This is a genomic window from Enterobacter sp. EC_64 (genome assembly GCF_019584165.1).
Taxonomy (GTDB): Bacteria; Pseudomonadota; Gammaproteobacteria; order Enterobacterales; family Enterobacteriaceae; genus Enterobacter; species Enterobacter roggenkampii.
The window spans coordinates 84,928-110,741 of the sequence record NZ_VDAS01000012.1; the positions used below are offsets into that span (position 1 = coordinate 84,928).

The 25,814-nt window shown below is 57.3% G+C and carries 24 protein-coding genes; 6 read left to right on the forward strand and 18 right to left on the reverse strand.

All coding sequences use genetic code 11. The features are described 5' to 3' along the window. Positions 1-102: 102 nt before the first annotated feature. From ugpB to livK, 6 genes are all read right to left on the reverse strand, one after another. Positions 103-1,419 (reverse strand): sn-glycerol-3-phosphate ABC transporter substrate-binding protein UgpB, encoded by a 1,317-nt coding sequence (gene ugpB / locus FHC52_RS11960; RefSeq protein WP_023326491.1) that lies wholly within the window; start codon positions 1,417-1,419, stop codon positions 103-105. Positions 1,420-1,664: 245 nt separating this feature from the next. Next, complete coding sequence (gene livF / locus FHC52_RS11965; protein WP_008500102.1) at positions 1,665-2,378, reverse strand: high-affinity branched-chain amino acid ABC transporter ATP-binding protein LivF; 714 nt, start codon at positions 2,376-2,378, stop codon at positions 1,665-1,667. Position 2,379: 1 nt separating this feature from the next. Further along, positions 2,380-3,147 carry a high-affinity branched-chain amino acid ABC transporter ATP-binding protein LivG gene (livG, locus tag FHC52_RS11970; protein ID WP_008500101.1) on the reverse strand — a complete coding sequence of 256 codons (768 nt, stop codon included), beginning with the start codon at positions 3,145-3,147 and terminating at the stop codon, positions 2,380-2,382. Next, positions 3,144-4,421: a branched chain amino acid ABC transporter permease LivM gene (gene livM / locus FHC52_RS11975; protein ID WP_008500100.1), complete on the reverse strand. Its 1,278-nt coding sequence runs from the start codon at positions 4,419-4,421 to the stop codon at positions 3,144-3,146. Before livM ends, livG begins: the two co-directional genes overlap by 4 nt. After that, positions 4,418-5,344, reverse strand: a complete 927-nt coding sequence (gene livH, locus FHC52_RS11980) for a high-affinity branched-chain amino acid ABC transporter permease LivH (RefSeq protein ID WP_008500099.1) — start codon at positions 5,342-5,344, stop codon at positions 4,418-4,420. The genes livM and livH overlap by 4 nt, the downstream gene beginning before the upstream one ends. A 46-nt stretch (positions 5,345-5,390) precedes the next feature. Further along, positions 5,391-6,500, reverse strand: coding sequence for a high-affinity branched-chain amino acid ABC transporter substrate-binding protein LivK (gene livK, locus FHC52_RS11985; RefSeq protein WP_008500098.1), 1,110 nt, complete (start codon positions 6,498-6,500; stop codon positions 5,391-5,393). Positions 6,501-6,924: 424 nt separating this feature from the next. Between livK and panM the strand changes: the two genes are divergently transcribed. Beyond that, on the forward strand, positions 6,925-7,308 hold the full coding sequence (gene panM / locus FHC52_RS11990; protein ID WP_008500097.1) for an aspartate 1-decarboxylase autocleavage activator PanM: 384 nt from the start codon (positions 6,925-6,927) through the stop codon (positions 7,306-7,308). Between the two features lie 177 nt (positions 7,309-7,485). Here panM and livJ read toward each other — a convergent pair whose 3' ends face one another. From livJ to ftsY, 6 genes are all read right to left on the reverse strand, one after another. Continuing rightward, positions 7,486-8,586: a branched chain amino acid ABC transporter substrate-binding protein LivJ gene (gene livJ, locus FHC52_RS11995; RefSeq protein WP_021242735.1), complete on the reverse strand. Its 1,101-nt coding sequence runs from the start codon at positions 8,584-8,586 to the stop codon at positions 7,486-7,488. Between the two features lie 197 nt (positions 8,587-8,783). Continuing rightward, complete coding sequence (locus FHC52_RS12000; protein WP_023326489.1) at positions 8,784-10,049, reverse strand: 4-aminobutyrate--2-oxoglutarate transaminase; 1,266 nt, start codon at positions 10,047-10,049, stop codon at positions 8,784-8,786. 136 nt (positions 10,050-10,185) lie between these two features. Next, positions 10,186-11,043, reverse strand: a complete 858-nt coding sequence (rpoH, locus tag FHC52_RS12005) for an RNA polymerase sigma factor RpoH (protein ID WP_008500093.1) — start codon at positions 11,041-11,043, stop codon at positions 10,186-10,188. A 251-nt stretch (positions 11,044-11,294) separates the two neighbouring features. Beyond that, positions 11,295-12,350: a permease-like cell division protein FtsX gene (ftsX, locus tag FHC52_RS12010; protein ID WP_023326488.1), complete on the reverse strand. Its 1,056-nt coding sequence runs from the start codon at positions 12,348-12,350 to the stop codon at positions 11,295-11,297. Further along, positions 12,337-13,008 carry a cell division ATP-binding protein FtsE gene (gene ftsE / locus FHC52_RS12015; RefSeq protein WP_008500091.1) on the reverse strand — a complete coding sequence of 224 codons (672 nt, stop codon included), beginning with the start codon at positions 13,006-13,008 and terminating at the stop codon, positions 12,337-12,339. Before ftsE ends, ftsX begins: the two co-directional genes overlap by 14 nt. 2 nt (positions 13,009-13,010) lie before the next feature. Beyond that, positions 13,011-14,471, reverse strand: a complete 1,461-nt coding sequence (ftsY, locus tag FHC52_RS12020) for a signal recognition particle-docking protein FtsY (RefSeq protein WP_039266986.1) — start codon at positions 14,469-14,471, stop codon at positions 13,011-13,013. A 127-nt stretch (positions 14,472-14,598) separates the two neighbouring features. On the opposite strand from ftsY, the gene rsmD reads away from it, so the two are divergent. Both rsmD and FHC52_RS12030 read left to right on the forward strand, forming a co-directional pair. Further along, on the forward strand, positions 14,599-15,201 hold the full coding sequence (gene rsmD, locus FHC52_RS12025) for a 16S rRNA (guanine(966)-N(2))-methyltransferase (RefSeq protein ID WP_008500089.1): 603 nt from the start codon (positions 14,599-14,601) through the stop codon (positions 15,199-15,201). Beyond that, positions 15,185-15,466, forward strand: a complete 282-nt coding sequence (locus tag FHC52_RS12030; protein ID WP_008500088.1) for a DUF1145 family protein — start codon at positions 15,185-15,187, stop codon at positions 15,464-15,466. Before rsmD ends, FHC52_RS12030 begins: the two co-directional genes overlap by 17 nt. A gap of 82 nt (positions 15,467-15,548) precedes the next feature. Here the strand turns inward: FHC52_RS12030 and FHC52_RS12035 are convergent, their stop codons facing one another. Continuing rightward, entirely contained in the window at positions 15,549-15,908 is a 360-nt protein-coding gene (locus FHC52_RS12035; protein WP_008500087.1) for a DUF2500 domain-containing protein, read from the reverse strand. A 129-nt stretch (positions 15,909-16,037) separates the two neighbouring features. Between FHC52_RS12035 and FHC52_RS12040 the strand changes: the two genes are divergently transcribed. Beyond that, positions 16,038-16,664 carry a lysoplasmalogenase gene (locus FHC52_RS12040; protein ID WP_008500086.1) on the forward strand — a complete coding sequence of 209 codons (627 nt, stop codon included), beginning with the start codon at positions 16,038-16,040 and terminating at the stop codon, positions 16,662-16,664. A 76-nt stretch (positions 16,665-16,740) separates the two neighbouring features. Continuing rightward, the gene (gene zntA, locus FHC52_RS12045) at positions 16,741-18,912 is read left to right on the forward strand and encodes a Zn(II)/Cd(II)/Pb(II) translocating P-type ATPase ZntA (protein WP_126288996.1); all 2,172 of its coding nucleotides are present in this window, start codon (positions 16,741-16,743) and stop codon (positions 18,910-18,912) included. 90 nt (positions 18,913-19,002) lie between these two features. On the opposite strand, the gene ubiA is transcribed toward zntA, so the two are convergent. The 5 genes from ubiA to malK form a co-directional block, all read right to left on the reverse strand. After that, positions 19,003-19,872 (reverse strand): 4-hydroxybenzoate octaprenyltransferase, encoded by an 870-nt coding sequence (gene ubiA, locus FHC52_RS12050; RefSeq protein WP_023293539.1) that lies wholly within the window; start codon positions 19,870-19,872, stop codon positions 19,003-19,005. Between the two features lie 12 nt (positions 19,873-19,884). Continuing rightward, the gene (gene ubiC, locus FHC52_RS12055) at positions 19,885-20,382 is read right to left on the reverse strand and encodes a chorismate lyase (RefSeq protein WP_220420085.1); all 498 of its coding nucleotides are present in this window, start codon (positions 20,380-20,382) and stop codon (positions 19,885-19,887) included. A gap of 180 nt (positions 20,383-20,562) precedes the next feature. Continuing rightward, positions 20,563-21,516 (reverse strand): maltose operon protein MalM, encoded by a 954-nt coding sequence (gene malM / locus FHC52_RS12060; RefSeq protein WP_008500082.1) that lies wholly within the window; start codon positions 21,514-21,516, stop codon positions 20,563-20,565. Positions 21,517-21,628: 112 nt separating this feature from the next. Beyond that, positions 21,629-22,954, reverse strand: a complete 1,326-nt coding sequence (locus tag FHC52_RS12065; protein ID WP_008500081.1) for a maltoporin — start codon at positions 22,952-22,954, stop codon at positions 21,629-21,631. 71 nt (positions 22,955-23,025) lie between these two features. Beyond that, positions 23,026-24,135 carry a maltose/maltodextrin ABC transporter ATP-binding protein MalK gene (gene malK, locus FHC52_RS12070; RefSeq protein WP_008500080.1) on the reverse strand — a complete coding sequence of 370 codons (1,110 nt, stop codon included), beginning with the start codon at positions 24,133-24,135 and terminating at the stop codon, positions 23,026-23,028. Between the two features lie 370 nt (positions 24,136-24,505). Here malK and malE point away from each other — a divergent pair, with 370 nt between their 5' ends. Further along, positions 24,506-25,696, forward strand: a complete 1,191-nt coding sequence (gene malE, locus FHC52_RS12075; RefSeq protein WP_008500079.1) for a maltose/maltodextrin ABC transporter substrate-binding protein MalE — start codon at positions 24,506-24,508, stop codon at positions 25,694-25,696. The last annotated feature ends 118 nt before the right edge of the window (positions 25,697-25,814 follow it).

A 25,814-nucleotide genomic window follows, 5' to 3' on the forward strand; every position in this document is an offset into this window, starting at 1 on the left:
AATATTTCTCCCTCTCCCCGTGGGAGAGGGTTGGGGTGAGGGCATCAGCCCGCACGATCCCCGTAGGCCCGGTAAGCGCAGCGCCACCGGGCGAATCACGGATTACGATTTCGTCGACTGCTCAAAGCGGCGCAGCAGCTGATTCCCGCGCTCTACCGCGGAATCCAGCGCCTGCTGTGGCGTTTTCTTTCCGGTCCAGACGCTTTCCAGCTCTTCATCCACGATGGTGCGGATCTGCGGCATGTTGCCCAGACGCAGGCCTTTGGTGAACGGCAACGGCGGCTTGTTCAGCATCTGACGCGTCGCGATATCCGCGCCCGGGTTCTTGCTGTAGAAGCCCTGCTCGCGGGTCAGGTCATACGCGGCTTTGGTGATCGGCAGGTAGCCGGTCTTCTGGTGCCATTCGGCGGCGTTTTCCGGCTTCGCCAGGAAGTCAAGGAACTCGGCCACGCCTTTGTAGGTGCCCTTGTCTTTACCCTGCATCACCCACAGGCTCGCCCCGCCGATGATGGCGTTCTGCGGCGCGCCCTTCACGTCGGCATCGTACGGCATCATGCCCACGCCGTAGTTGAATTTGGCGTAGTGACGAATATCCGCCAGCGAGCCGGACGAGGCGGTGGTAATGGCGCAGTCGCCGTTGTAGAACTTCTCGGTGGATTCGTCTTTACGCCCGAAGTAGCTGAAGTCGCCCTTCTTGTTCAGTGCTTCCAGCAGCGCGATGTGCTTCACCTGCTCCGGCTTGTTGAACTCCAGTACCGCGTCGGTGCCGTCGAAGCCGTTGTTTTTGGTCGCCACCGGCAGGCCGTGCCAGGCGCTGAAGTTTTCGATCTGGATCCAGCCCTGCCAGCCGCTGGCGTAGCCGCACTTCATCCCCGCCGCTTTCAGCTTCGCGGTGTATTCGGCAAGGTCCTGCCAGGTTTTTGGCGGCTGCTCCGGGTCTAAACCGGCTTTCTTGAAGGCGTCTTTGTTGTAGTACAGCACCGGCGTGGAGCTGTTAAACGGCTGAGACAGCAGATGTCCGGTTTTGGAATCGGTGTAGTAACCCGCTACGGTTGGCACGAACTGGGATTCATCGAAGTTAATACCCGCTTCTTTGAACACTTCATAGACCGGCTTGATGGCTTTGGAGGCCATCATGGTGGCGGTGCCCACTTCATAAACCTGTAACAGTGCAGGCGCGTTGCCGGTACGGAAGGCGGCGATGCCCGCGCTCAGGCTCTGCTCGTAGTTGCCTTTGTACACCGGCACAATTTTGTAATCCGGATGGGTGTCGTTGAAACGCTGCGCCAGGGAGTCAACTTCTTTACCCAACTCCCCTTCCATGGAATGCCAGAACGGAATGGTCGTCACAGCCATTGCGTTCGTCGCAAAAGCCAGACCCAATGCCAGACCCAAAGCTGTGTGTCGTAACGATGTCATTGTCATCTCTCTTATTGTGCCGGATGCGCGATATCACGCGTTTTATGCTCGCGAGGTAACATGACATGCTCGAATGACAGAAAAATAACTGTTTGTTTACAGATAAGTGACAGCAAAGGGTCAGGGGGATGATGGTTGTGTGAAGGGGGTTTATGTGAAAAAGCCGGGTGGCGGCTACGCCTTACCCGGCCTACTCGATCCCTGTAGGCCCGGTAAGCGCAGCGCCACCGGGCGATACAGACGGCTCAGCCGCCCAGGTAAGCGCTCCGCACCGCTTCGTTCGCCAGCAGCGCGTCTCCGGTATCCTCAAGCACCACGCGGCCGTTCTCCAGCACGTAGCCACGGTCAGCCAGCTTCAGCGCCTGGTTGGCGTTCTGCTCAACGAGGAAGATGGTCATCCCCTCTTTACGCAGCTGCTCAATGGTGTCGAAGATCTGCTGGATGATGATCGGCGCCAGGCCGAGCGACGGCTCATCCAGCAGCAGCAGGCGCGGCTGGCTCATCAGCGCGCGGCCGATCGCCAGCATCTGCTGTTCACCGCCGGACATGGTGCCCGCACGCTGGATGCGGCGCTCCCACAGGCGCGGGAAGAGTTCGTACACCCACTTGATACGGGTCTGGTATTCATCGCGGTGGGCGAAGAAGCCGCCCATCGCCAGGTTCTCTTCCACCGTCATACGCGAGAACACGCGACGCCCTTCCGGAACAATCGCCACCGCCTCGCGCATGATTCTGGCGGTCTGCCAGTCGGTAATGTCTTTGCCGTCAAACACAATCCGCCCGCTGGTGGCGCGCGGGTCACCGCACAGGGTGCCGAGCAGCGTGGTCTTACCCGCGCCGTTGGCGCCAATCAGGGTGACGATTTCACCCTGGTTGATATGCAGGCTGACGTCGTGCAGCGCCTGGATCTTGCCGTAGTGCGCATTGACCTTGTCGAACGTTAACATCGCTTTTTCCATCTTATGCCTCACCCAGGTATGCGCGGATCACGTCCGGGTTGTTGCGGATCTCTTCCGGCGTGCCGTTTGCCAGCGGCGTACCCTGGTTAACCACGTAGATACGGTCAGAAATGCCCATCACCAGCTTCATGTCATGCTCAATCAGCAGAATGGTGGTGTCGTGGTGATCGCGCAGCTCGGCAATCAGCTCGTCCAGCTCTTTGGTCTCTTTCGGGTTGAGGCCCGCCGCCGGTTCGTCGAGCATGAGGATTTCCGGCTGCGTCACCATGCAGCGCACAATCTCCAGACGACGCTGGTCGCCGTAGGCCAGGTTGCTCGCCTGACGGTTGGCGTGCTGCAGCAGGCCAATGCGGTCGAGCCAGGTGGCGGCGCGATCGAGCGCTTCATCCTGGGCGCGGCGGAAGGCCGGGGTTTTCAGCAGGCCGGAGAACAGCCCGGTTTTCAGCTGCTGATGCTGCGCCACCAGCAGGTTCTCAATCACCGTCATCTCGCGGAACAGACGCACGTGCTGGAAGGTACGCACCACGCCCATGCGGGCAATCTGCTGGCCCGGCAGCCCTTCAAGATGCTGATCGCGCAGCATGATGGTGCCACCCGTCGGCTTGTAGAAGCCGGTCAGGCAGTTAAAGACCGTGGTTTTCCCCGCGCCGTTCGGGCCAATCAGGGAGACAATCTCTTTCTTGTGCAAATCCAGATTCACGTTGTTGACCGCCAGCAGGCCGCCAAAACGCATCATCAGACCGTTAACGGATAATAATGGCTGACTCATGCCTGTTCTCCTTTCGCTTGCCCGTTCTTCAGCTTCAGCTGTGGACGGGTCATCGGCAGCAAGCCCTGCGGACGCCAGATCATCATCAGCACCATCAAACCACCCAGCATTAACATGCTGTATTCGTTAAAGTCGCGCATCAGCTCGCGCGAGACCACCAGCAGGATGGCCGCGAGGATAACGGCAAACTGCGAGCCCATCCCGCCCAGCACCACAATCGCCAGCACAAAGGCGGATTCGGCAAAGGTGAACGATTCCGGGCTGACGAAGCCCTGACGCGCGGCAAACAGCGTCCCGGCGAAACCGGCAAACGCGGCGCTGATGGTGAACGCGGTCAGCTTGATGCGGGTCGGGTTCAGGCCCAGGGAGCGGCAGGCGATCTCATCTTCGCGCAGCGCTTCCCACGCGCGGCCCAGCGGCATGCGCAGCAGGCGGTTAATCACGAACAGGGTGATGACCACCAGCAGCAGCGCCACCAGATAGAGCCAGATGACGCGGTCGGACGGGTCATACTTCACGCCGAAGAAGTTACTGAAGGTGTCCCAGCCGCCTTCGCGGGCGGTACGGCTGAACTCCAGGCCGAAGAAAGTTGGTTTCGGGATCTGGCTGATGCCGTTCGGGCCGCCGGTCACTTCGGTGTTGTTCAGCAGCAGGATACGGACGATTTCACCGAAGCCTAAGGTCACAATCGCCAGGTAGTCACCGCGCAGGCGCAGTACCGGGAAACCGAGCAGGAAGCCTGCGGCGGCAGAGACCAGCCCTGCCAGCGGCAGGCAGGTCCAGAAGCCGAGCCCGTAATAGTGGTTCAGCAGCGCGAAGGTATAGGCGCCGATGGCGTAGAAGCCGCCGTAGCCCAGCACCAGCAGGCCTGAGAGCCCCACCACCACGTTCAGACCGAGACCGAGGATCACGTATATCATGGTCAGGGTAGCGATATCCACGGTTCCACGAGACACAACGAACGGCCACGCCACGGCAGCCACCAGCAGCGCCACGAGGAACAGCTTCTGCTTAACGGTAGACCCGTCGATGGCCGGCAGGACGAATTTCGGCCCGGAGACGTTTTTCAGCGACTTCTGGAACAGCGGACGCAGCAGCTGGAACAGGAACACCACGGCGGTACCGATAAACACCCACTGCCAGCGGATGTCGGGGGCGGTATCCACCACCAGTTTGGTGCCATTCAGCTCAAGCTGGACGCCCATAAAGACGCCTGCCAGCACGAAGAACATGGCGGCAGAGAGCAGCGCCATTGCAAAATGCATCGGTTTCATACTTTCTCTACCTCCGGACGGCCCAGAATACCGGTAGGCATGACCAGCAGAACCAGAATCAGCAGGGCAAACGACACCACGTCTTTATATTCCGTGCTCAGGTACGCCGAAGAGAGCGCTTCCGCCACGCCCAGGATCAGGCCGCCAATCATCGCGCCCGGAATACTGCCGATACCGCCCAGCACCGCCGCGGTAAAAGCTTTCATCCCGGCCATAAAGCCGATGTACGGGTTGATCACGCCGTAGAACTGGCCGAGCAGCACGCCCGCTACCGCCGCCATCGCGGCGCCAATCACGAAGGTCAGGGCAATCACGCGGTCGGTATTGATGCCGAGCAGGCTCGCCATCTTCAGGTCTTCTGCGCACGCGCGGCAGGCGCGCCCCATCCGCGAGTAGCGGATGAACAGCGTCAGGGCCAGCATCGCAATAAAGGTCACGACCCAGATAACCAGCTGCATGGTAGTGATAGAGGCCGCGAAGTTTTCGCTGGCTCCCACAATCCACTGGCCGTTAAACAGGCTTGGCAGCGCCACGTCGCGCGAGCCTTCGGTCAGGCTGACGTAGTTTTGCAGGAAGATCGACATCCCGATGGCGGAAATCAGTGCAATCAGACGCTTGGAGCTGCGCACCGGCCGATAGGCCACGCGCTCGATGCTCCAGCCATAGGCGCTGGCAATCACAATCGCGCCGACAAACCCGGCGGCGACCAGCAGCCAGCTGCTGTCGATGCCCATCATCATCAGGGCGGCGATAATCATAAAGGAGACATAGCTACCGATCATGTAGACCTCGCCGTGGGCGAAGTTGATCATGCCGATAATGCCGTAAACCATCGTATAGCCGATGGCGATCAGCGCGTAGGTGCTTCCCAGCGTGACGCCGTTAAACATCTGCTGCAGGAAATAGAGAAACTGCTCGGACATATGCAAACCTTTTTATACCCGCCCGTCATGCCGGGCGGTGGGATAATTATTTGGCGGCCGAAGACGAACCGTCGGCGTGCCACTTAAAGACACCAAACTCAAATCCCTTCAGATCGCCTTTCTCATCCCAGTTCAGCGGCCCAATCACAGTGTTCGCCCCGTGTGCTTTTAAATCTTTCACCAGATCCAGCGGTTCTTTGCTGCCGGTACGATCCAGCGCGGTGGCCAGAGACTGTACGGCGGCATAGGTGATCCAGACGTACGGACCACTCGGATCTTTCTTCTGCGCCTTGAGCGCATCCACGATAGCCTTGTTGGCCGGATCCTGGTCATAGCGTTTTGGCATCGTCACCAGCATGCCTTCGGCAGAATCCCCGGCGATGTTGGACAGGGAGGCATTGCCCACGCCCTCTGGCCCCATAAACTGAGTTTTCAGACCGGTGGCGCGTGCCTGACGCAGCATCTGCCCCATCTCCGGGTAGTAGCCGCCGTAGTAAACAAAGTCGATATTCTCTTTTTGCAGACGGGCGATCAGCGCGGAGAAGTCTTTCTCACCGGCGGTAATGCCGTCGAAGAAGACGATGTTCGCGCCGCCTTTTTTCAGGCCGTCCTGAACGGAGCGCGCCAGGCCTTCGCCGTACTGCTGCTTGTCATGAATAATGGCGATACGCTGCGGCTTGACGGTTTCAAGGATGTATTTGGCGGCGGTAGGCCCCTGAGAGGAGTCCAGACCGGCGGTGCGCATGATGTGCTGGTAGCCGCGCTGGGTCAGCTCAGGGTTAGTGGCGCCTGGGGTGATCATCAGAATGCCTTCGTCTTCGTAGATGTCAGACGCGGGCTGGGTGGACGATGAGCACAGGTGGCCGATCACATACTGGATGCCATCGTTGACGATTTTGTTGGCGACCGCGACGGCCTGTTTCGGATCGCAGGCGTCGTCATACTCCACGCCCACCAGCTTGTCGCCCTTGATGCCGCCCTTAGCGTTGATGTCTTTGATGGCCTGGCGCGCACCGTTGAACTCCATGTCACCCCACTGGGCAACAGGGCCGGACATCGCACCCACTACCGCAACTTTTATGTCTTCCGCCATGGCGGCATGCGAGATCGACAGTGCGACCATCCCCGCGATTAACGTCTTCGCGTTCCTTTTCATCTCTGAATCCCCATTCGTGATGTCGTGTTTATATTTTGTTTTATTATGGTTAAAAAGCATTCTGTACTTTTAATGAACAACGCTATTTTTACCAGTGCCTTTAATGGTTTAGCGCAGGTTTTTGTCAAAAACCAGACTAAAATCTCTATTTTTCAGGCGATTAAGCAAAGATAATATTCTGAAATCAGGCAGAGATAAACAAATAAAAGTGCAGTTTGCAGCATAAAATAACGGTACAAAGCGCCGAATAAATCACCGCCATTCAGGTTAAAATCCTGCTTATTTTTCGATCCATGTGTTTTCAAACTGCCCAACGCGCTGCCAAAAAACTAATCACCTGGCAAACGGCGATAAAAAGAGGAAGCCGCTGAGCGAATAAATTGAGTACACTGCCTCTACTCAATTTGATTTGGACAAGCAGCTAATGAAACTGACTATCGTGCGTCTGGTGACCTTTAGCGACCAGGATCATATCGACCTGGGCAAGATCTGGCCGGAATATTCCCCTTCGTCGCTGGCCGTCGACGAAAATCACCGTATCTATGCCGCGCGCTTTAACGAGCGTCTTCTGGCCGCCGTTCGCGTAACGCTGAGCGGCACGGAAGGGGCGCTGGACTCGCTGCGCGTGCGTGACGTGACCCGCCGTCGCGGCGTGGGGCAGTATTTAATTGAAGAAGTGCTCCGCGAAAACCCGGGCGTGACCTCATGGTGGATGGCCGACGTGGGCGTGGAAGACCGCGGCGTCATGGCGGCGTTTATGCAGGCGTTAGGGTTTACGGCGCAGGAGAGCGGGTGGGAGAAGCGCTAAAAGAAAGCCGGGTGGCGGCTGCGCCTTGCCCGGCCTACAATTTCTACCGCATTTTCCCAAGCATTTCGTGTTGCAGGAAGGCGGCAAGTTATGAAATCCCCGGGAGCTTACATAAGTAAGTGACCGGGGTTGAATAACGCAGCCAACGCACCTGCGGCGCGAAAGGCGACGGGAAAATTATTTGGCGTCTGTCGCCGTGCCGTTCGCATGCCAGTCAAACACGCCGAACTCGAAGCCCTTCAGGTCGCCCTTCGTGTCCCAGGAGAGAGGCCCCATAACGGTTTCGACGGTGTTCGCTTTCAGCCAGGTGGCAATCTCAGCCGGATCGGCTGACTGGTTCAGGCCCGCCTGCAGCGACTGCAGCGCCGCGTAGGTGGTCCAGACGAACGCGCCGCTTGGATCCTGTTTCTTCGCCTTGATGGCATCTACGATAGGTTTGTTCGCAGGAACCTGGTCGTAGTTCTTCGGTTTGGTCACCAGCAGGCCTTCGGCGGATTCACCCGCGATGTTAGACAGAGAAACGTTCGCCACGCCTTCCGGGCCCATGAACTGGGTTTTCAGACCGGCCGCGCGCGCCTGGCGCAGGATCTGGCCCATTTCCGGGTGGTAGCCGCCGTAGTAAACAAAGTCGATATTCTCTTTCTTCAGACGCGCAACCAGCGTGGAAAAGTCTTTCTCACCGGCGGTGATCCCGTCGAAGAACACCACGTCGGCATTGGCTTTCTTGAGGTTGTCCTGCACTGAACGCGCCAGACCTTCACCGTACTGCTGCTTGTCATGAACAATGGCAATGCGTTTCGGCTTCACTTTTTCAACGATGTATTTCGCCGCGGTTGGGCCCTGGTCAGAGTCCAGACCGGTGGTGCGCAGAGTCAGCTTGTAACCGCGTGCGGTCAGCTCTGGTGCGGTCGCCGCCGGGGTGATCATCAGAATACCTTCGTCTTCGTAGATGTCAGACGCCGGCTGGGTAGAAGAAGAGCACAGGTGACCGATAACGTATTTGATCCCGTCGTTCACCACTTTGTTCGCGACCGCGACCGCCTGTTTCGGGTCACAGGCATCATCATATTTTACGATCTGCAGTTTTTCGCCCTTGATACCGCCCTTAGCGTTAATGTCTGCAACCGCCTGTTCTGCGCCAGTAAACTCCTGGTCGCCGTACTGCGCTACCGGACCGGACATGGCGCCAACCACAGCCACTTTGATGTCTGCCTGCGCCATGGTGCTGAATGCCAACGCGATACATCCTGCCAGTAACGCTTTACCCTTCATGTTCATCCTGAGATTCCCCATTATTATGGTTATTACGATTGTTGTGATGTTGTTGTGCAGCGCTTTATTTCAGTTATAGGTGTGCTGTTCGCGCTTTTTCAGCATACTCTGCTAAAACATACCCCATTTTTATGATTTTGGAATAGCAAATTTGAAATGAATATATGATAAGCCCGGCAGAGAGTTCCGCCGGGCATGTGGCTTTAACGTGTCAGCGACGCGGAGATAATGTCCAGCGCTTTACGGAACTGCACTTCGGGAATCGTCAGAGGATAGAGGAAACGAATGACGTTGCCGTAGACGCCGCAGCTTAGAAGCAGCAGACCTTCCTGCAATGCACGCTCCTGCACCTGGCGGGTAAATTCCGGCGAAGGCTGACCCGTTTGCGGATCGTTAAACTCCACCGCCACCATCGAGCCCTGCGCGCGGATATCCGCGATATACGGGCAGTGTTCCTTCGCCTTGTTCAACACCTCCACCAGGTGATGGCCAAGATGCGCCGATCGCGTGCAGAGATCTTCCTCATCAATCACGTCCAGCACGGCGTGCGCCGCCGCAATCGCCAGCGGGTTACCCGCGTAGGTACCGCCCAGCCCACCCGGCGCGGGCGCATCCATCACTTCAGCACGGCCCGACACCGCCGAGAGCGGCATCCCACCCGCCAGGCTTTTCGCCATAGTGATCAGATCGGGCTTCACGCAGTGATGTTCCATCGAGAACAGCTTGCCGGTGCGGGCGAAACCGCTTTGCACCTCGTCGGCAATCAGCAAAATGCCGTGGGTATCGCACAGGGCGCGCAGCGCCTGCATAAAATCAGCCGGGGCGATGTTGAAACCGCCCTCTCCCTGAACCGGTTCGAGAATAATCGCCGCGACCTGGTCAGGGGCAATATCCGCTTTAAAGATGCGTTCCAGGCTTTTCAACGCTTCCGCCGTGCTGACGCCGTGCAGTTCATTCGGATACTGGGCGTGATACACCGAGCCGGGGAAGGGTCCGAATCCGAGCTTGTACGGCGCAACTTTGCCGGTCAGCGCCATGGTCATAAAGGTGCGGCCGTGGAACGCACCACCGAAGGTGATAAGGCCGGGGCGTCTGGTAAAGGCGCGGGCAATTTTCACCGCGTTTTCGACCGCCTCAGCCCCTGTCGAGAAGAACGCGGTTTTGGCCGGGCCGTCAATCGGCACGCGCTGGTTGATGCGCTCGGCAAGCGCCACGTAGCCTTCGTACGGCACAATCTGGTAGGCCGTGTGGGTAAACGCGTGGAGTTGTTTTTCGATGGCGGAAATGACTTTGGGATGGCGATGGCCGGTATTCAGCACCGCGATCCCGGCGGCGAAGTCGATGTACTCATTGCCTTCCACGTCCCACACCGTGGCGTTTTCGGCTTTATCGGCATAGAAGTTACACATCACGCCGATGCCGCGCGGCGTCGCCTGTAACCGCCGGTCGTTCAGTTCGTTGTTTTTCACCCTGTCCCCCTGAGAAAGTCGCCTGCTTAGCGCATCAGTAAGTGTTTGCCAGGGGGAGGGAATTCGCCAGAGCGGGCGCTAAAAAAACAAAACCCCCAGACTCACATCCAGGGGTTCTCGGTGTACTTCGCGTTAATTACGCTTCGATAGCGGCGCGAAGTTTCTTCATGGCGTTCTTTTCAAGCTGACGGACACGTTCCGCAGAGACGCCGTAGCGGTCGGCCAGCTCCTGCAGCGTTGACTTGTTGTCTTCGTCCAGCCAGCGGGCGCGGATAATATCCTGGCTACGTTCGTCGAGGCCTTCCATCGCATAGCTCAGCTTGTTCGCGGCCTGATCTTCCCAGTTGTCCTCTTCGATGCCGTCGGCAAAGTTAGAGGTTTTATCCTGCAGATACAGAACCGGTGCCATCGGCTGGCTGTCAGATGCGTCGTCGTCGGAAGACATGTCAAAAGTCATGTCCTGCGCGGCCATACGGGATTCCATCTCACGCACGTCTTTGCTGGAAACACCCAGCTCGCGCGCCACCATTTCCACTTCATCCTGATTGAACCAGCCCAGACGCTGCTTGGTTTTACGCAGGTTGAAGAACAGTTTGCGTTGCGCTTTTGTCGTGGCGACTTTCACGATACGCCAGTTGCGCAGCACGTATTCATGAATTTCTGCTTTGATCCAGTGGACGGCGAAGGAGACCAGTCGCACACCCACTTCCGGGTTAAAGCGACGCACAGCCTTCATCAGGCCGATGTTACCTTCCTGAATCAAGTCCGCCTGCGGCAGGCCATAGCCCGCATAATTACGAGCAATGTGAACAACAAAGCGCAGGTGAGACAGGATCAGCTTTTTCGCTGCTTCCAGATCGCCCTGGTAATGCAGCTTTTCAGCAAGCTCCTTTTCTTCCTCGGCCGTTAACATCGGCCAGGTGTTCGCAGCCCGGATATAGGATTCCAGGTTACCAACAGGGGCTAAAGCTAAAGTTTGCATTTCTTTGGTCATTCATTCCTCTCAGTGTTTCTTCTGGTCCAGGCTGTCCCCGTCAGGCAACAACCATGCCAAAGCGTTTGAGCAACGAGATTAGCATTCACTCTTTTATCAGACAGTGATTTTATCCACAAGTTCCAGGTGCAACGGTGAATAAACTACGCACAAAATGTGACATGGAGATGATAACAGGGGAAGAGACAACAGGGACGCTTTCCCTGCAGAGCGAACATCTCGGTGCAGGGAAAGATTATATCACGCTTTTATTAGTCGGGAGTAAAGTGACGTAAATGTTGAACGGTTGCCAGCCACGCTGCCACCCACCCAATCATCGAACACACCAGCAGCAGTAACAGGCACTCATCGAACCCTAAACCACTGATATCAAACTTGGTTCCGAAAACCTGCGCCACTTCAGTCACGGCAGAGGAAAGCCGCATCACCAAAATTTCTGACAATATCAGTGAAAGAAATGCGCCGGAAAAACCGAGCAGTGCGCCACCGTAAAGGAACGGTCGGAGGATGAAGCCATCCGTCGCACCAATCAGTTTCTGCACGTTGATGGTATCGCGACGAGCGAAGATGCTCAGACGAACGCTGTTGCCGATTACGAGGAAGACCGCCGCCACCATCAGCACGCCAATCATCGCCGCGACGCGGCCTACCAGCCCGGTCAGAGCAGCGAGACGCGCAAACCAGCTGTCATCCATGCGCACTTCATCAATGCCTTTAATGCGTGTGATGCGATCGCGCAGGGTGTTAAGCGAATCGGTTCCCTGGAAATCCAGCTTCGGGATCACCACCGCCACGGCGGGCAGCGGGTTCTCTTCAAGCATATCCAGCGCACCGCCAAAGCCTGACCAGTTGCGGAACTCGCCCAGCGCGTCTTCACGTGAGAGATAGTTGACCTTCTCCACGCCCTGCTCGGCCTGAATTTGCCCAACCACCTGCGCCGCCGCGTTATCGTCGAGCGCTTTATCCAGATAGACCGTGATCTGCGGAGACGGATAATACTGCGACGCTGCCTGGTTGACGTTCTTGTAAACCATGTAGCAGACGCTTGGCAGCGTCAGGGAGATGGCGATTACCATCACCGTCAGGAACGTCGCCAGCGGTTTGCTTTTCAGGTCCTGCAGCGCGCCGTGGAACGCGTAGCGCACCTGCTCGTTAAAGACGTTGGTTTTGCGGGAGGCCGGTTTTGGCGCGGCCTTCTGGCGCTTCGGCGCATTACGATTGCCGTCACCACCGCCCTGCGGCTTACGGAAACGGTCAAACCGGTTCCCGAACTGCCGAATCTGGTTTATTGCATCACGCTTGTTCACCGTGGCCTCCGTGCAAATGCCCGTCGCTCAGGGTCAGCATGCGGTACGAACGACGGGAAATCAGCCCGATGTCGTGCGTTGCCATCAATACGGTAACCCCTACGCGGTTAAACTCCTCAAACAGACGCAAAATCCCTTCTGACAGGGCATCGTCCAGGTTACCGGTCGGTTCATCCGCCAGCAGCACGGCAGGCTTGTTCACCACCGCGCGGGCGATACCCACGCGCTGCTGTTCACCGCCGGAAAGCTGGATCGGGAAGTTCTTCGCTTTGTCCAGTAGCCCGACCTTATCCAGCGCCGCAGAGACGCGGCGGCGGATATCGTCATAGCTGGCGCCGGCAATAATCAGCGGAATGGCCACGTTATCGAAAACGGTGCGATCCATCAGCAGGTGGTGATCCTGGAAAATCATGCCGATCTGACGACGCAGGAACGGCACCTCACGGTTTTTCAGACGGCTGATCTCATGGCCGCTGAAAAAGATTTTTCCGGCGCTTGGCCGCTCGATCCCACAGATAAGCTTGAGCAGGGTACTTTTCCCCGCGCCGGAATGGCCGGTCAGGAATGCCATCTCGCCCGGCTGCAGGTGGAAGGTCACCCCCTGCAGCGCTTGTCTCCCACCGAGATAGGCCTTGCTGACGTGTTCAAAGCGAATCATTGTTAGTCCTCTCGGGCAAATAATGCCTCAATAAAGTCGTCCGCCTTAAACGGACGTAAATCCTCAATACGCTCGCCCACACCGATGTAACGGATAGGAATGCCGAACTGGTCGGCCACGGAGAAGATCACCCCGCCTTTCGCGGTGCCGTCCAGTTTGGTCAGCGTGATCCCCGTCAGTCCTACCGCTTCATGGAACAGTTTTGCCTGGCTGATGGCGTTTTGTCCGGTGCTGGCATCAATGGTCAGCATAATTTCATGCGGTGCGTCTTCGTCCAGCTTCTTCATGACGCGAACGATCTTCTTCAGCTCTTCCATCAGATGCGATTTGTTCTGCAAACGCCCTGCGGTATCGGCAATCAGCACGTCCACGTTGCGCGCCTTCGCCGCCTGGATGGCGTCAAAGATCACGGATGCGGAATCTGCGCCGGTATGCTGAGCAATCACCGGGATGTTGTTGCGCTGGCCCCAGACCTGCAGCTGCTCAACCGCCGCCGCACGGAAGGTATCGCCCGCCGCCAGCATCACCGATTTGCCCTGCTGCTCGAACTGACGCGCCAGCTTGCCGATGGTGGTGGTTTTACCCACGCCGTTCACGCCGACCATCAGAATAACAAATGGCGTTTTGCCTTCAATATTAAGCGGTTCGTCAACTTTTGCGAGAATTTCACCCATCTCGTCTTTCAGCAGGCCGTACAGCGCTTCGGCGTCACGCAATTGCTTGCGGCTCGCCCCTTCGGTCAGATTAGTGATGATCTTACGGGTGGTTTCCACCCCAACGTCCGCAATCAGCAGCTGCTCTTCCAGCTCTTCAAACAGATCGTCGTCGATCTTCTTGCCGCGGAACAGACTGATAAATCCGGAACCTAAGTTTTCTTTGGTTTTAAGCAGGCTGCGCTTCAGGCGCGCGAAGAAACCCTCTTTGGTCGGTTTTTCCTGCTCCTGAACGATCTCTTCTTCGGCCTGCTCTTCTACGGGCACAACGATGACCGCTTCTTCAGCCGCTTCCGCCGCCAGCGCCTGGGCTTCCAGCTCTTCGTCGGTCAGCTCCGGCTCGAGCGCCGCTTCTTCTTCCACCGCCTCAACGATTTCAACGGTTTCCGCTTCGGCCTGCCACTCTTCGGCAGACACCGCTTCGTCTTTGACCTCTTCCGGCAGCGGAAGCTCTTCGTGTTCGATAGCAGCCTGTGGCGCTTCGATAGCGGCTTCTACGACAACCGGTTCTGGCTTCTCGCTCTCCTGAACCTGTTCAGTGACCTCAACCACCTCTTCAGCAAAGGTTTCAACCTCTTCTTTGCTGTGCGCCGTTTCTTCCGCATCGACAACCGCGGCGGTTTCTACTGGCGTTTCAGGCTGCGATGGCTCTTCAACGGCTTGTTGCTCTTCGGTTTTCTGTTCTGTTTCTTGCTCTTTTTCACCGAAGCCCAGCCAGGAAAAGAAGCCACGTTTTTTTTGTTTTGCCATCTGCGACTACACTCCTCGCGGCGCTATATACATGGAAGCTAAAAAAATGATGAAATAGTCTAACACTTTACTTAATTGACATCACCGCCCGCAATCGCAGGCCAATTGTTAACAGAGCTTTCCTGAGATGAAGAAACCCAACCGCGCCCCGGCCGGTCAAATTCGTATTATCGGCGGTCAGTGGCGAGGCCGGAAATTACCGGTGCCGGACAGCCCCGGTTTACGCCCTACTACCGACCGCGTGCGCGAGACGCTGTTTAACTGGCTGGCCCCGTCAATGGTAGACGCCCGCTGCCTGGACTGCTTCGCCGGTAGCGGCGCGCTCGGGCTGGAAGCGCTGTCGCGCTATGCTGCCAGCGCCACGCTGCTGGAGATGGAGCGCGGCGTGGCGCAGACGCTGCAGCAAAATCTGGCGACGCTGAAAGCGAGCAACGCGAAAGTGGTGAACACCAACACGCTGAGCTTCCTCGCGCAAAAGGGCACGCCGCACACCGTGGTGTTTGTCGACCCGCCGTTCCGCAAGGGGCTGCTGGAAGAGACGTTATCCCTGCTGGAGCAAAACGGCTGGCTGGCGGATGACGCATTGATTTACGTGGAAAGCGAAGTGGAAAACGGTTTGCCGCCGGTTCCCGCTCACTGGGATCTGCACCGTGAAAAAGTGGCAGGTCAGGTTGCTTATCGTCTGTATCACCGTCAGGCACAAGGAGGATCCGATGCCGGTACTGATTAATCTGGGACGTCTGCTGATGCTGGGCGTCTGGGCGTTTTTGCTGCTCAACCTGGTGCACCCGTTCCCGCGCCCGATGAATATTTTTGTTAACGTCGCGCTGATTTTCACCTCGTTCATGCACGCCCTGCAGATGGTGATGCTGAAAAACGGTCTGCCGAAAGACGGCCCGCAGATGACGGGCTGGCAGCAGCTGCGCGTGTTTATTTTCGGCGTGTTTGAGCTGCTGGTGTGGATGAAGAAGTTTAAGGCGCAGGTGAAGAAGTAAGGTGCGTTTAGTCGCCCGGTGGCGCTTCGCTTACCGGGCCTACGAAACCACGTAGGCCGGGCAAACGCAGTGCCGCCCGGCGTTACAACTCCGGAACAAACCCCTCAAACCGCGATCCTTTGTAACTCAGCGTTCCTTTTTCCCCCACCGTCAGCTGGTGGTACTGCTGCGCCTCCAGGCGGAAGGTCATCTCCAGGCCGCCCGTTTCCGGCTTAAAGCTCGCTTCATAACGCATTGTTGTGCCCGCAGGCGTCACCTGCTGCTGGCGCGAGCGGCGGTCATTGAGCGGCTTTTCGCGTTTGTTCGTCACCACCACGCGCTTTTGCATCAGCGGCGCGGCATCGTTATCCGCCTTCTCGCGGCGCTGCTGCACGAAGCGGAACGAGGCGGCAATGACGATAATCGCCACCACGATAATGAAAAACAGCGGCATCTTGCTCATTCAACTATCCCATCAGATTATGCGGAATTCAGGATACCCTGCCTTCCCCGGCATTGCCAAACGCCCGCCCGCGTCACTACACTGGATCAGAAACTGATTATTCAGACTTAACAGATACAGGGAGTTAATATGCTTTGGTCATTTATCGCTGTCTGTTTTTCCGCATGGCTTTATGTAGATGCGTCGTACCGTGGTCCCACCTGGCAGCGCTGGCTGTTTAAACCCGTCACGCTGTTGCTGCTCCTGCTGCTGGCCTGGCAAGCACCGATGTTTAATGCCGTCAGCTATCTGGTCCTCGCCGGGCTGTGCGCCTCTCTGATTGGCGATGCCTTAACCCTGCTGCCGCGCCAGCGCCTGCTGTATGCCGTAGGGGCATTTTTCCTGTCGCATCTGCTGTATACCATTTACTTCGCCAGCCAGATGACGCTCTCTTTCTTCTGGCCGCTGCCGCTGGTCCTGCTGGTGATTGGTGCCCTGCTGATCGCGGTGATCTGGTCGCGTCTGGAAGAGATGCGGTTGCCGATCTGCACGTTTATCGCCATGACGCTGGTGATGGTATGGCTGGCAGGTGAACTGTGGTTCTTCCGTCCGACCGCTCCGGCGATGTCCGCGTTCTTCGGGGCCGCGCTGCTGCTGATTGGGAATATCGTGTGGCTGGGCAGCCACTATCGCCGCCGTTTCCGGGCGGATAACGCGATTGCCGCCGCCTGCTACTTTGCCGGGCACTTCCTGATTGTGCGTTCGCTGTATATCTAAATAACGCTTGACTCTGGAGTCGACTCCAGAGTGTATGCTGCGGTTAATGAGAAAATTATCATTGCCGGAGACTGCCATGTCGACTCCAGAAACACCCAAAAAAGTCCCTCAATTCTCGGCGCTTAAGCTCAGTCCCGTTCCGTCGAAAGACGACTGCTGCTGCGAAGGCGCGTGCGAAACGCAAACTCAAACGCTTCCTGAAAGCGGCAACCGCTACAGCTGGGTCGTTAACGGCATGGACTGCGCTGCCTGCGCCCGCAAAGTGGAAAATGCGGTGAAACAGGTGCCGGGCGTCAGCCACGTTCAGGTGCTGTTCGCCACCGAAAAGCTGCTGGTTAGCGCCGATAACGACGTCAGCAAACAGGTTGAAGACGCGGTAAGCAAGGCGGGTTACAGCCTGCGTAGTGAAGCCGCGCCCGCGGAAAAAACCTCTTCACTGAAAGAAAACCTGCCGCTCATTACCCTGATCATCATGATGGCCCTGAGCTGGGGGCTGGAACAGATCAACCATCCGTTCGGCAACCTGGCGTTTATCGCCACCACGCTGGTCGGGCTGTTCCCGATTGCCCGCCAGGCGCTGCGTCTGATGAAAAGCGGCAGCTGGTTCGCCATTGAAACGCTGATGAGCGTGGCGGCCATCGGCGCGCTGTTTATTGGCGCGACGGCAGAAGCGGCGATGGTATTGCTGCTGTTCTTAATCGGTGAACGTCTTGAGGGCTGGGCGGCGAGCCGGGCGCGTAAAGGGGTCAGCGCGCTGATGGCGCTTAAGCCGGAAACCGCCACGCGCGTAGTAAACGGCACGCGTGAAACGGTCGCCATCACGACCCTGCGTCCGGGCGACGTGATAGAAGTCGCGGCAGGCGGACGCCTGCCTGCCGACGGCGCGCTGCTTACCGCCACCGCGAGCTTTGATGAAAGTGCCCTGACCGGTGAGTCCATTCCGGTTGAACGTGCCGCAGGTGAAAAAGTGCCTGCTGGCGCCACCAGCGTCGACCGTCTGGTGCAGCTCACCGTGCTTTCCGAGCCGGGTGACAGCGCCATCGACCGCATCCTGAAGCTGATTGAAGAGGCCGAAGAGCGCCGCGCGCCGGTCGAACGCTTTATCGACCGCTTCAGCCGCATCTACACGCCCGCCATTATGCTGGTTGCCCTGCTGGTCACCGTCGTCCCACCGCTGTTCTTTGGCGCGCCGTGGGAGGGCTGGATTTATAAAGGGCTGACGCTATTGCTGATCGGCTGCCCGTGCGCGCTGGTGATTTCCACCCCGGCGGCCATTACCTCCGGGCTGGCGGCTGCGGCACGTCGCGGGGCGCTGATTAAGGGCGGCGCGGCGCTGGAGCAGCTGAGTCAGGTGCAGCATATCGCCTTCGATAAAACCGGTACGTTAACCATCGGCAAGCCGCAGGTGACCGGTGTGTATCCGCAGGAAATCAGTGAAGACGAACTGCTGATCCTGGCCGCCGCCGTTGAGCAGGGTTCCACTCACCCGCTGGCGCTGGCGATTGTGCGAGAAGCGCAGTCGCGCGAGCTGAATATCCCACCGGCAACCGCTCAGCGGGCGCTGGTCGGGACAGGGATTGAGGCCACCGTTGACGGTAAAAAAGTTCTGATTGTCGCGGCGGGCAAGTCTTCTACTCCAGAGGTGGAGGCGTTAGAACAGACCGGACAAACTGTCGTGACCGTTATGCAGGACGGCGTCGCAAAAGGGATGCTGGCGCTGCGCGACACCCTGCGCGATGACGCAAAAGAGGCCGTGGCGGCGCTGCATCAGCTGGGCGTGCAGGGCGTAATTCTCACCGGCGATAACCCGCGCGCGGCGGCAACGATTGCCGGTGAGCTGGGGCTGGCGTTTAAGGCCGGATTACTGCCGGCGGATAAGGTCAGCGCGGTAACGGAGCTGAACGCGCACGCCCCGCTGGCGATGGTCGGAGACGGGATTAACGATGCCCCGGCGATGAAGGCGTCCACCATCGGCATTGCGATGGGCAGCGGCACCGACGTGGCGCTAGAGACGGCGGACGCGGCGCTGACCCACAACCGCCTGACCGGACTGGCGCAGATGATCGATCTTGCGCGGGCGACGCGTGCCAACATACGCCAGAACATCGGCATCGCGCTGGGGCTGAAGGGGATTTTCCTGGTGACCACCCTGCTCGGCATGACCGGACTGTGGCTGGCGGTGCTGGCGGATACCGGCGCGACGGTGCTGGTGACGGCGAACGCGCTGCGGCTGCTGCGTCGCCGGTAAAAAAACGCCCGGTGGCGCTGACGCTTACCGGGCCTACATATCCTGCTAAAACGTAGGCCGGGTAAGGCGAAGCCGCCACCCGGCTTTTTTTTATAAGAAGTAGCTCATCGCCAGCCCTAAAAACAGCACCAGACCGACGTAGTTATTGTTCATAAACGCCTTGAAGCAGGCGTCGCGTTCGCGCTTCGCAATCAGCTTTTGCTGGTAGGCAAACAGCAGCCCCGCCACCAGCACGGACCAGTAAAACGCCCAGTTCAGCCCGTTCAGGCGGCCAATCGCCACCATCAGCGCCAGCACGGCGACCTGCAGAATCCCGATAATCAGCTTGTCCTGACGGCCAAAGAGGATGGCGGTGGATTTGATGCCAATTTTCAGGTCATCGTCGCGGTCAACCATCGCGTATTGCGTGTCGTAAGCCACGGCCCAAAGTATGTTCGCCAGGAACATCAGCCAGCAGCTGAGCGGTAAGGACTCACTAACTGCCGCAAACGCCATTGGAATCGACCAGCCAAACGCTGCGCCCAGCACCACCTGAGGCAGGTGGGTATAGCGCTTCATAAACGGATAAACCCAGGCCAGTGCCAGCGCCGCAACGGAAAGCAGTATGGTCATGGTGTTCAGGGTTAACACCAGCAGGAAAGAGAGCAGCACCAGAACAGCAAACAGCACGCGAGCTTCTTTCCCGGTCACCTGCCCGCTGGGTAACGGACGACCGGCAGTCCGCTTTACATGGCCGTCGAATTTACGATCGGCATAATCATTGACCACGCAGCCCGCTGCGCGCATCAGCCAGACGCCAGCAACAAACACGCCCAGGATCCACAGCGGCGGCACGCCCGGCGTGGCGACCCACAACGCCCATAAGGTCGGCCACAGCAGCAGTAACGCGCCAATCGGTTTATCGGTACGCATTAAGCGGTGATACGCCAACAGCTTATTCTGCGTCAGGCTCCACTCCATTTTTTCTTCCTCTTAGTACAACGGTGATGCCGGTAAAAAAAGCTCCGTCAGAATTAACGGTTTACCGCTCAGGCGAAGGCGGGAACGACGCCCCCACAGTTCGGCATCACGACCAATTTCAATAAAATCCCGGGTAAGTTCTGACGAGGTGAAGAGGTAACGCCCCAGCGGCGTTTTCCCCAGACGCTGCAGCGCCAGCTCGGGCCCGGAAAGGGTGGACTCGGGCACCACCGTCCGTCCGGCAAGCCACGGCTCGCCGTCAGCGCAGAGTAAAATTTCACGCAGCCAGTAACGTGGCTCGTGCGGCAGCAGCGGCAGCTCGTTGGCGATCTCATCGCCGGAGACAAACCCTTCCTGAATCAGGGTCACCGTGACCGTTTTTCCCTGCTGCTCAAAACGTATTGTCATGGAATCTTCCAGCAACAGCCAGTCCAGCTGCTGCGGATCAAGCGCAGGTATTTGGTCGAAATAGCGCAGCGCACGCAGTTGCGTTAGCGCAGGGTGTGACATGCCAGACTCTCCGATACATAACGTACAGGCATTGTATCGCAGAAACGCGGATTGAGGGGGGCCAAACGTTATTTAACGATCACGATCGCAACAAGAGTGCAACAGCCCGGCGGAGACGAAAAAAAGTGCGCCCACTCAGGCGCACCAAACGACTAACAAATCAGCATTGTGGGGAAACGGTTACCCCTTGCCTTTTACACTGCTGATAAAGGTGGAACGGGCAGTGGTTGAACCTAAACGTTCGGCTTCATCAAGCAGCTTCAGCGCTTTATCGACATCGCCGCGCTTCACTGCCTGCTTGATGGCATTGTTGAAGTATTCTTCGGTGTCGTTCAGTACCGGCTCCGCTTTCTTCGCCGGGGCCGGCGCTGCGGTCGCTACCGGTGCGGCTGCCGTGGCAGCGGGTGCGGTATAGGCAGGCGCAGCGGTATTACCTACGGTGACAGGGCCGGTACCGGAGGAGCCAAACAGCGGGCCGACCAGGACGCTGGACGCACTGCTGGTCGACACTTTCAGCTTCACAAGGCCGTCAGTGGTGTGGCGGGCGATCGGATCCGGGATATCCGGTGCGGCGTTACCTACGCCTTTGGCATAGGCCTTAGCGGGATCAAGCAGCGTGGTGGTTTGCTGCAAATCTTTTTCCGTGGTGAAGACGAGTACATAAATTTTCTGCTGACCCAGCGCAGGCGTCAGGCGCATTACCCCTTCCAGGCGATCGGCGCTCATGACACCCGGTTCCTGATAGGTAAAATATTCGCTCGGGAAGAACGCAGAAGGCGTCATGTTCTGGTCAAGAATCAGCACGTTCGGCGCAAAGACGCTGGTCTGTTTATTGACTTCACTGGAGAGCGTTAACGTCAGTTCGCCAATGTTAGCGGGCACGCTGTACGCGACCACTGGACCACTAATACCCGGAACATTAAGCGGTTGCCCACCCGTCGAGAGCTGGGTCGTTTGGGCTTTAGATTGATCGACAGGCGTCCAGACCAGCTGTTGCAACGCAGCTGCCGGAATGGCCGGCGCGGATGTTGTGTTTTGCGGAACGAAATTCACATTAGCGAGCGTTACAGCAGGCGCGCTCGCCAGCAACCCTGCGGATAAACAAAGGGCAAGGAGAGTTTTGTTCATTTTCATTGTTATCACCTCAAAATGCACAGGTCAGCGGTAGCCAGGCAATAGCGCGCCGTCCCAAGGATTGAGGGGCTTGCGCCCCTCAGTTTGGTCATTACGTCAGATTAAGACGGGATTACCACCAGATTTCCATCTGGGCGCCGAAGGACCACTCATCGTTGTCACCACGGCTGTAGGTTGTGGCTTTGGTATCGCTTTTTGCAATGCCGTTGTCATAACCCCATTTCTCATCCCACTTCGCGTAAGTTGCGAAGACACGGATCGCTGGACGGGACCAGATGCTGTTACCGGCCTGCCATTGCTGTGCAAGGGTAATTTTGTACTGGTTGTTGGTATCGTCAGTTTTCTGCGACTTAACGTTGTCGTAGCCAACTTCAAGCAAGGTACTCATGATTGGCGTCCATTTATACATTGGGCGCACACCCACGGTGTACCAGGTCGTACCGTTGTTGTCGTCACGATCGATATCCTGATACATACCGACGTACATCAGATCCCAGCTGTCACCCAGAGAGATCGCACCGTGGTCGAGAATACGAACCAGGGAACCGTTGTTGTTAATCTTGTTATTTACAACACCAATTTCAGCGTCTTTGTCATAGTTGTTGCCGGTGAAGGAACCCTGCGGAATACCTTTGCCCTGAGTGGTCATTGCATCGGTAGCGTACTGGACAACAAACTTGTTGTAGCCTTTCAGCATGCTCTGGGTATGTTCAGCGGTGAACATCCAGCCATCTTTAGATGCGCCGTCAGCGAAGCTGTAACCGTCAGTTTTGTTAGCTCGGCCATAGTCAACACCCAACTCCAGCGTGCCGCCCGGGTTGATTTCCATCTGCGCTAAACGCACATCGAAGACGTCGTTAGCGGTGTCTTTGAAGTCATGATAGATATCGTTGCTGGTGAAGATGTATGAGCCACCTGCTTCCTGAGAACGGGTCGCTGCCAGAGACAGTTTACCGAAGCCCAGATCGACGTTTTCGATACCGGCACCAGGACCTGAAATATCCCAGTAGTAGAAGTCGATCATGTGAACGTCATGACGCTGATAGAAGCGCTTACCGGCCCAGATGGTGGAACCTGGCAGCCACTCAATCAGGTTTTTACCCTGCACGTTGGCTTCACGGAACGCCGGGTCGGTAGCTTCCCAGTCGTTCTGTTGCGCCACGGAGTACGCTACGTTGGTGTCGAAGTAGAAGCTCTTGTCGCCTTCTTTCCACACTTCCTGGCCCAGCTTCAGTTCCGCATAGGTTTCACATTCGTTACCCAGACGGTATTTACTTTGGGCACCGGTTGCCTGGAAGCACTGCTGTTCGCCGCCACTACCCGTCCAGCCGATACCGGAACGAGCATAACCATGGAAATCCACGGCCAGTGCCTGAGCAGACATTACGCCCGCTGCGACGGCAACTGCCAGAGGAAGTTTGCGCAGAGTAATCATCATTCTATCTCCTGAGATCATTGCTTTTCTTTGAACACTTCACCTGTCGGTTTCGTGTCTTCTTTTGGGATTGCTTAAACGCCTGGCTCTTTGTGCAACCGACGACATGCAGTGCCATCCTCACGGAACAGATGGCAGCGCTCTGGCGGCAAGCCGATAGCGAATGTGGCACCCTCTTCTACCAACACCACGTCGTTCTGGCGGTAGACCAGGTTCTGACGGATGGCGGGGATCTGGATATGAATCTGTGTTTCGTGACCAAGCTGTTCGACGACCTGAACCTCACCTTCCAGCGTCACATCGGCAATGTGGCTCGGCAGTAAATGCTCAGGACGAATACCGAGGGACATGTTTGCCCCCACCTGTACGTTGGCGCTGTCGACCGGCAGCCAGACCTGCTGGCGGTTTGGCAGCTCCACCTGTACCTGTTCAATGGCTGTCGCGGTCACTTTGACGGGCAGGAAGTTCATCTTTGGCGAGCCAATGAAGCCCGCAACAAAGCGGTCTGCCGGGTAGTGATACAGCTCCAGCGGTTTGCCCACCTGCGCCACGCGACCGGCATCCAGCACCACGATTTTGTCGGCGAGGGTCATCGCTTCGACCTGATCGTGGGTGACGTAAATCATCGTGCGGCCAAGACGCTTGTGCAGACGGGAGATTTCGATACGCATCTGGACGCGCAGGGCGGCATCCAGGTTGGAAAGCGGTTCGTCGAGCAGGAAGACGCGCGGCTCGGCGACCAGGGTACGGCCAATCGCCACACGCTGACGCTGACCGCCGGAAAGCGCTTTCGGTTTACGCTCCAGCAGGTGCGCCAGCTGTAATACTTCCGCCACCTGCGTCACGCGCTGGTTAATCACCTCTTTCTTCGCGCCGGCCAGCTTCAAACCAAAGGACATGTTCTCGGCGACGGAAAGATGGGGATAGAGTGCATAAGACTGGAACACCATGCCTACGCCACGTTCGGCAGGCGGGATGTCATTCATTCGGGTATCACCGATCAGCAGGTCGCCGCTGGTGATGGTTTCAAGACCGGCAATCATACGCAGCAGGGTTGATTTACCGCAGCCTGATGGGCCGACAAATACCACGAATTCACCTTCGTGGATGTCCAGATTGATGTCTTTCGACACCACAACGTCACCCCAGGCTTTCGTTACATTACGCAGCTGTACGCTCGCCATGCCCTTCTCCCTTCGTTACAACCTGTCACCGACAGAAACATTCAAGATAAGGTGACTATGGGGGATCCATTACTTTCACGAATCCTCCACCCCCCGGCTTTTTTATGGGGGAGGAGGCGGGAGGATGAGAGAGCAGGCTCTGCGACCGGCGTAGGCGGGCTGAGGCAAAATTCGTGAAGCCGCCTGCAAAATTCAGTGCGTTTTTATGTGCGCCAGCACTCATAACTTAAATTTATGCAACGGAGATCACACAAACGGGGGGTGGGGCGTAGGGGTTGGGAGGATGGAAAGAGGATGTCAAATAAGGAGACTGAGTCACGTTGAACCACTGAAGTCATACCACGAGACATCACCAAAAAGGATGGCAGATATGAATATCAAGACTGGCGCACGCGTTTTCGCATTGTCCGCCCTTGCAGCAATGATGATTTCCGCACCGGCGCTCGCCAAAATTGAAGAAGGCAAGCTGGTTATCTGGATTAACGGCGACAAGGGCTATAACGGCCTGGCCGAAGTGGGCAAAAAATTCGAGAAAGACACCGGCATCAAAGTGACCGTAGAGCACCCGGACAAACTGGAAGAGAAATTCCCGCAGGTTGCGGCAACCGGCGACGGCCCGGACATCATCTTCTGGGCGCATGACCGTTTTGGCGGTTACGCACAGTCTGGCCTGCTGGCTGAAGTCACCCCGGACAAAGCTTTCCAGGACAAACTGTTCCCGTTCACCTGGGACGCCGTTCGCTATAACGGCAAGCTGATCGCTTACCCTGTCGCGGTTGAAGCCCTGTCTCTGATTTACAACAAAGACCTGGTCCCTAACCCACCGAAAACCTGGGAAGAGATCCCGAAACTGGATAAAGAGCTGAAGGCGAAAGGTAAATCTGCCCTGATGTTCAACCTGCAAGAGCCGTACTTCACCTGGCCGCTGATTGCTGCCGACGGCGGTTACGCGTTCAAGTTTGAAAACGGCAAATACGACGTGAAAGACGTGGGCGTCGACAGCGCGGGCGCGAAAGCGGGCCTGACCTTCCTGGTCGACCTGATCAAGAACAAACACATGAACGCGGATACCGATTACTCCATCGCGGAAGCGGCGTTCAACAAAGGCGAAACCGCGATGACCATCAACGGTCCGTGGGCCTGGACCAACATCGACAAGAGCAAAGTCAATTACGGCGTGACGCTGCTGCCAACCTTCAAAGGCAAGCCGTCTAAACCGTTCGTTGGCGTGCTGAGCGCAGGCATCAACGCCGCCAGCCCGAACAAAGAGCTGGCGAAAGAGTTCCTGGAAAACTACCTGCTGACCGATCAGGGTCTGGATGAGGTGAACAAGGACAAACCGCTGGGTGCCGTTGCGCTGAAATCCTTCCAGGATCAGCTGGCGAAAGACCCACGTATCGCGGCCACCATGGATAACGCCCAGAAAGGCGAAATCATGCCGAACATCCCACAGATGGCCGCATTCTGGTACGCCACCCGTACCGCGGTTATCAACGCTGCAAGCGGTCGTCAGACTGTCGATGCCGCACTGAAAGATGCTCAGGGTCGTATTACTAAGTAAGTCTGAAAAACGGCGGGTAGCGCGTGCGCTTACCCGCCCTACGACTACGGCACGATCCGTAGGTCAGGTAAGCGCAGCGCCACCTGACGATAAGATTCCACCGTTGTAGAGGAAGAAC

Excerpts from the sequence above, each read along its gene's own strand:
- ugpB (WP_023326491.1), bottom strand. The coding sequence starts at position 1,419 with ATGACATCGTTACGACACACAGCTTTGGGTCTGGCATTGGGTCTGGCT.
- livF (WP_008500102.1), bottom strand. The coding sequence starts at position 2,378 with ATGGAAAAAGCGATGTTAACGTTCGACAAGGTCAATGCGCACTACGGC.
- livG (WP_008500101.1), bottom strand. The coding sequence starts at position 3,147 with ATGAGTCAGCCATTATTATCCGTTAACGGTCTGATGATGCGTTTTGGC.
- livM (WP_008500100.1), bottom strand. The coding sequence starts at position 4,421 with ATGAAACCGATGCATTTTGCAATGGCGCTGCTCTCTGCCGCCATGTTC.
- livH (WP_008500099.1), bottom strand. The coding sequence starts at position 5,344 with ATGTCCGAGCAGTTTCTCTATTTCCTGCAGCAGATGTTTAACGGCGTC.
- livK (WP_008500098.1), bottom strand. The coding sequence starts at position 6,500 with ATGAAAAGGAACGCGAAGACGTTAATCGCGGGGATGGTCGCACTGTCG.
- panM (WP_008500097.1), top strand. The coding sequence starts at position 6,925 with ATGAAACTGACTATCGTGCGTCTGGTGACCTTTAGCGACCAGGATCAT.
- livJ (WP_021242735.1), bottom strand. The coding sequence starts at position 8,586 with ATGAACATGAAGGGTAAAGCGTTACTGGCAGGATGTATCGCGTTGGCA.
- rpoH (WP_008500093.1), bottom strand. The coding sequence starts at position 11,043 with ATGACCAAAGAAATGCAAACTTTAGCTTTAGCCCCTGTTGGTAACCTG.
- ftsE (WP_008500091.1), bottom strand. The coding sequence starts at position 13,008 with ATGATTCGCTTTGAACACGTCAGCAAGGCCTATCTCGGTGGGAGACAA.
- ftsY (WP_039266986.1), bottom strand. The coding sequence starts at position 14,471 with ATGGCAAAACAAAAAAAACGTGGCTTCTTTTCCTGGCTGGGCTTCGGT.
- rsmD (WP_008500089.1), top strand. The coding sequence starts at position 14,599 with ATGAAGAAACCCAACCGCGCCCCGGCCGGTCAAATTCGTATTATCGGC.
- FHC52_RS12030 (WP_008500088.1), top strand. The coding sequence starts at position 15,185 with ATGCCGGTACTGATTAATCTGGGACGTCTGCTGATGCTGGGCGTCTGG.
- FHC52_RS12035 (WP_008500087.1), bottom strand. The coding sequence starts at position 15,908 with ATGAGCAAGATGCCGCTGTTTTTCATTATCGTGGTGGCGATTATCGTC.
- FHC52_RS12040 (WP_008500086.1), top strand. The coding sequence starts at position 16,038 with ATGCTTTGGTCATTTATCGCTGTCTGTTTTTCCGCATGGCTTTATGTA.
- zntA (WP_126288996.1), top strand. The coding sequence starts at position 16,741 with ATGTCGACTCCAGAAACACCCAAAAAAGTCCCTCAATTCTCGGCGCTT.
- ubiA (WP_023293539.1), bottom strand. The coding sequence starts at position 19,872 with ATGGAGTGGAGCCTGACGCAGAATAAGCTGTTGGCGTATCACCGCTTA.
- ubiC (WP_220420085.1), bottom strand. The coding sequence starts at position 20,382 with ATGTCACACCCTGCGCTAACGCAACTGCGTGCGCTGCGCTATTTCGAC.
- malM (WP_008500082.1), bottom strand. The coding sequence starts at position 21,516 with ATGAAAATGAACAAAACTCTCCTTGCCCTTTGTTTATCCGCAGGGTTG.
- FHC52_RS12065 (WP_008500081.1), bottom strand. The coding sequence starts at position 22,954 with ATGATGATTACTCTGCGCAAACTTCCTCTGGCAGTTGCCGTCGCAGCG.
- malK (WP_008500080.1), bottom strand. The coding sequence starts at position 24,135 with ATGGCGAGCGTACAGCTGCGTAATGTAACGAAAGCCTGGGGTGACGTT.
- malE (WP_008500079.1), top strand. The coding sequence starts at position 24,506 with ATGAATATCAAGACTGGCGCACGCGTTTTCGCATTGTCCGCCCTTGCA.